5 protein-coding genes are annotated in these 4707 nt (G+C 67.6%); 2 read left to right on the top strand and 3 right to left on the bottom strand.

The features are described from left to right. The 3 genes from ACWELQ_RS38460 to ACWELQ_RS38450 all read right to left on the bottom strand — a co-directional run. Nucleotides 1-1066, bottom strand: a 1066-nt coding sequence (locus ACWELQ_RS38460; protein WP_452401933.1) for an NAD(P)/FAD-dependent oxidoreductase, incomplete at its 3' end; no start/stop codon positions are given. A gap of 7 nt (nt 1067-1073) precedes the next feature. Next, nucleotides 1074-2807 (bottom strand): AMP-dependent synthetase/ligase, encoded by a 1734-nt coding sequence (locus tag ACWELQ_RS38455; RefSeq protein ID WP_452401932.1) that lies wholly within the window; start codon nt 2805-2807, stop codon nt 1074-1076. Between the two features lie 74 nt (nt 2808-2881). Continuing rightward, a complete protein-coding gene (locus ACWELQ_RS38450; RefSeq protein WP_452401931.1) occupies nt 2882-3826 on the bottom strand; it encodes a LysR family transcriptional regulator in 945 nt (314 codons plus the stop codon). Nucleotides 3827-4101: 275 nt separating this feature from the next. Here ACWELQ_RS38450 and ACWELQ_RS38445 point away from each other — a divergent pair, with 275 nt between their 5' ends. Then, on the top strand, nt 4102-4227 hold the full coding sequence (locus ACWELQ_RS38445) for a hypothetical protein (RefSeq protein WP_452401930.1): 126 nt from the start codon (nt 4102-4104) through the stop codon (nt 4225-4227). A 54-nt stretch (nt 4228-4281) separates the two neighbouring features. Further along, nucleotides 4282-4707 (top strand): HNH endonuclease (locus ACWELQ_RS38440; RefSeq protein ID WP_452401929.1); only part of this gene is annotated, 426 nt, incomplete at its 3' end.

Below are 4707 nucleotides of genomic sequence, written 5' to 3'. Positions count from 1 at the left end.
GGGCTTGGCACAAGGCCGGGCCTCGGGCGAGGCCAAGGCGCTGCTGACGATACTTCGGAGTCGAGGGATCAGCGTGGATGAATGGCATCGTCTCCTCGAAAGGCCGTGCACCCGACAGGCTCTCGTCGGCCAGGTCGGCCAGCAGCTGGGCGTACTTGAAGGAGTCGGTGATGCCCCACCCGGTGAACGGGTCCTTGTGGTATCCGGCGTCGCCGACCAGCGCCCAGCCCGGGCCGAAGGACTGGCGGCGGTAGTTGTCGGGGTAGAGCATGGGCCGGAACGGTTCCACCCGCTTGCCCGTATCCCGCAGGCGCGCACCGAGTTCCGGATCGATCTGATCCACGATCTCCTGCACACCGGCGTCCGGATCGGTGCGGAACTCCCGGAAGCGGTCCCGCTTGCGCATGACGGCGACCAGGTACTGGTCGTCGTTGGTCGGCCAGGCCGCGAACTGCTGCTCGCCGAAACCGGTGCGGTGGTTCATGCCCCAGTCCAGGCCCTCGTAGTAGGAGTAGTAGACGAAACACGCGGCCGCCGAACCCTCGTAGACCTGCGCGCCCACCTCCTTGGCCACGATCGAATTCGCGCCGTCCGCACCGACGGTGAAGCGCGCCCGGAACTCCTGCTCCGGCCCGTCGCCGACCCGGCCGCGGATGCCCGCCACGCGGTCGCCGTCGCGCAGCAGCCCGGTCACGGTGAAGCCCTCGATCACCTCGACGCCCGACTCACCGGCAGCGTCCACCAGGATCTTGTCCAGCACGGTGCGGCGCGGGCAGTACACCGCGTCGATACCGTCGTCGGACGGGTCGGCCATGCCGCGGATGTCGATGTCGGTGTAGGTGAAGTTCAGGTGCCGCACCGGCGGGCAACCGGTCGCCACCACCCGGTCGAGCAGACCCCAGGTCTTCAGCAGGCTCAGTCCGGCCTGGTGAATGTAGTGCGTGGAGGGAGTGTCGCTGGGGAACTGGGCGCGGTCCACCGCCAGCACCCGATAACCCTTGCGCGCCAGCAACATGGCCAGCGGGGAACCCGAAACACGGGTACCGACAACGATGACGTTGTACATGCTCAATTCACTTTCGGTTCGTCGAGTAGAGGAGATCGATATCGGCCGAATAGGTTTCCGCGATGGCCGCGCGGCGCAATTTCAGCGACGAGGTCAGTAGTCCATTGGCCACGGTGAAATCGCCTGCCACAATCCGGAATTCGCGAATGGATTCCGGGCGGGACACGAGAGAATTCGCGTCGTCGACGGCCACCTGAACGGCGGTCGCCGGATCCTGGTCCGGGTGCTCGAGTTTCCAGGCCGCCGCGCGCTCCGCGTCGAGGGTGATCAGCGCGGTGACGAAGGAGCGCCCCTCCCCCACCACCATGCAGTTGCTGACCAGGGGATGCAGTCGCACCCGATCCTCGAGCGGGGCGGGCGCGACGTTCTTGCCGCCGGAGGTCACCAGGATCTCCTTCTTACGGCCCGTGATCCGCAGATAGCCGTCCTCGAGGACGCCGATGTCCCCGGTGTGCAGCCAGCCGTCCGCGTCCACCGGCCGCTGGTCGGCGGCCGCACCCCAGTAGCCGGGCGACACGTGCGGGCCGCTGATCAGCACTTCACCGTCGGCCGCGATGCCGACGGAGGTTCCGGGAATCGGCTTGCCGACGGTGCCGAGCCGGTTGGTCTCCGGCGCGCTGACCGTCACCGCGGTCGCCGCCTCGGTCAGGCCGTAGCAGTTGAGGATGATCGTGCCGAAGCCCGCGTAGAACCCGGCGGTCGAATCGTCCAGGGACGCACCGCCGGAGATCACGTAGCGCAGCCGCCCGCCCAGCGCGGCCGCCACCGGATCCGCGCAGGCCACCGGCTCGTCGCCGTGCTGCAACCGGAGCAGGCCGGTGACTACGGCGTCCTGTTCGGCTTCCTCGGTCAACAGCGAACGGCAGTGCTTGCGAATCTTCTCCAGCGCGTAGGGAATCAGCGACAGGAAGGTCGGCCGCAGCCGTGCCAGCGCCGGCACCAGCTCCGGAATACCCGGCAGCAGATGGGTTCTCGCGCCGCCGTACAGGCAGGCGAACAGCATGGTCTGCCCGAAGACGTGCGACAGCGGCAGCGCCAGCGCGGTGACGCCGTCGAAGAGCTCCCCGGTCTGGCGGACGGTGTTGGCCGACGACACGTACATATTGCGGTGCGTGATCATGCAGCCCTTGGACACTCCGGTGGTGCCGCTGGTGTAGACGAGCATGGCCAGGTCGTCGGCGCGCACCGGCGCGATGTACTCGTCCAGGTCGGCGCGCACCGGCCCGTGCGCCCAGGCGCTCACCTCGTCGAAGGTCCACACCTCGCCCGCACCCGCGGCACGCAGCCGCTGCGCGTCGTCGGTGTTCTCCGCTGCGGCATGCGTACTGCCGCTATCGGAGAGGATGTGCTCGATCTGGGTCGGCGAGGAGGTCGGATACACCGGCACCACGACCGCGCCGATCGCCAGCACCGCGCAGTCCAGCACCGCCCATGCCAGACCGGTCCGGCCGAGCACGGCCACCCGGTCCCCGGCGGCGACCTGCCGCTCCAACAGGGCGGAGGCCACCGCGCGCACCTGGCGGTCCAGTTCCGCGCAGGTCAGGGGCGCGCCCTCACCGTCGGCGAGGGTCTCCCGATCGGGATGCCGGGCCGCCGCCGAGGCGACCATGTCGTACAGGGAGGCCGAGGCGGCCGGTTCGACACCGTCGCCGGTGTCGGATCGCGCGGCGACCGGCGTCGCGGCAGTACCGGACCCGGCGTTCGTGACAGGCGTGTTCTTGATGACAGGCGCAGTACTCACGAACTGAATTCTGCTGGGCCACAATCATTCTCATCGCGACCCGACCGGCTTTCCTACCGCGCGAAAGTCATTGCCTATCGAATCGCCGCCACCGAAACCGGGCCGGGATCATCGAGTGGTGCGGGATCCGCGGAATCGATGCAATCCAGGAAAGCCTCCACCGCCGGATTGGTTTCCTCGGCCCGCCACACCGCGTACAAGTCCAGCGTCGGCACGGGATCGAGGAGTTTGACCGCCACCGAATTACTACCCGGCGCACCCATACCCATCGAGATCGCCCGCGGCAGCGACGCGAACCCGACCAGCGGCCGCACCGACACCATGTGCGCCGTCGCACCCGGATCGTCGGCGTGATGAGCCACATTCAGCGAGATGCGGGCCTGCGCCGCGCTGCGGAAGATGGTGTCGTACATGGCCGGACACTGCTCGCGGGCGAACAGCACACAGTCCTGGCCCTGCAGTTCCGCGAACGGCACCCCGGGCCGGTCGGCCCAGCGGTGGCGACGGCCGACCACGGCGACGAGCGGCACCCGGTGCAGTAGTCGCCGATAACGGAACTCGACGGTGCTGGGGTGGCCGTACACCAGGGCGATGTCGAGGGATCCGTCCGACAGCGCCGCCAACTGCGGTCCCGTGCGCTTCTCCCACATCGAGACCACGATGTCGGGTCGGCGTTCGGTCATCCGCAGCAGGGCTTCCGGCAGCACGTGCCGGCTCGCGGGCAGGTTGTATCCGATGGTGAGGGTGCCCGCGCGACCCTCCGCGGTGGCCTTGGCCGCACGCGCGGCCCGGTCCATCTGGGCGACGATCTGACGGGCCTGTGCTTCGAACTCGCGTCCGGCGGCGGTGAGCCGGACCTCGTGCGAATTCCTGGCCACCAACTGGACTCCGAGCGACTTCTCCAGTTTCTGGAGTTGAGCGCTCAAACTGGGCTGGGTGAGATGAAGGCGCTGCGCTGCGCGGCCGAAGTGCAACTCTTCGGCAATCGTAATGAACGAGACCAGATGTCGGAATTCCATGACGCGGCTCCTCCCGAGCACTCGCTACGGTAGCCCCGGCAGGTAACCGGTGATGAATCAGATCCGCACATCCGCCACCCATGCGGTTACCTGCCAGTGAATCTCCCTTGTGATTCTGCTCTCCGTGGAACAATCCCGCGCCCCCGCTCGTTGTCATGCTGGCGGGGTTGCGAAAAATCAGCACGACAACGGCAGGCCCGTTGTGCCACCATATGTTTCACCGAAGATCAGCCGACCGTTTCCCGGTCGTGACCAGCAGGAAGGAGGAGACGGCAATGAATCCGACGGTCCCCGAACAGCATCCGAGTTCGATGGGACGGCGCACCCTACTCGTGCGCCTCAGCAAGCGCGGCCTGCGCGGCGATGACCGGTCCATCGGCCGTCTCCAGGCCCGCGCGTAAGCCCTGCCACTTCTCCTTTCTGTTCGATTCCCTTCACGAAACATGGTGACCCCCATGCTGTTCCGTCATGCCGAAGACCCGGAGATAACCACCGACAACTGGATACACGCCGGAGTGCTGCTGCTCAACGCCTCCTACGAGGCGCTGACCACGATCCGTGCCGATCGCGCCGTGGTGCTGCTGCTCAGCGGCGCCGCGCAGACCGTCACCGAGCGTGAGCCGCACTTCCCGATCCGCTCGAAGCATGTGGAGCTGGTGCTGCCGGAGACCATCCGGCTCGAGCGCTACATCTACCTCGAGCACCGGATCCTCGTGCACGACGACAACAGCCGCGCCACCCTGCCCGCGATCCTGCGCCGTGACCGCTACCGCTGCGGTTACTGCAACGGCTGGGCTCGCACCGTCGACCACATCCGCCCGCGTTCGCGGGGTGGGCCCAATACCTGGGCCAACCTCATCGCCGCGTGCGGTCCCTGCAAT

The organism is Nocardia sp. NPDC004722, assembly GCF_053601505.1.
The sequence above is the reverse complement of the archived record's forward strand: the minus strand, read 5'-3'. Positions and strand labels throughout refer to the sequence as shown.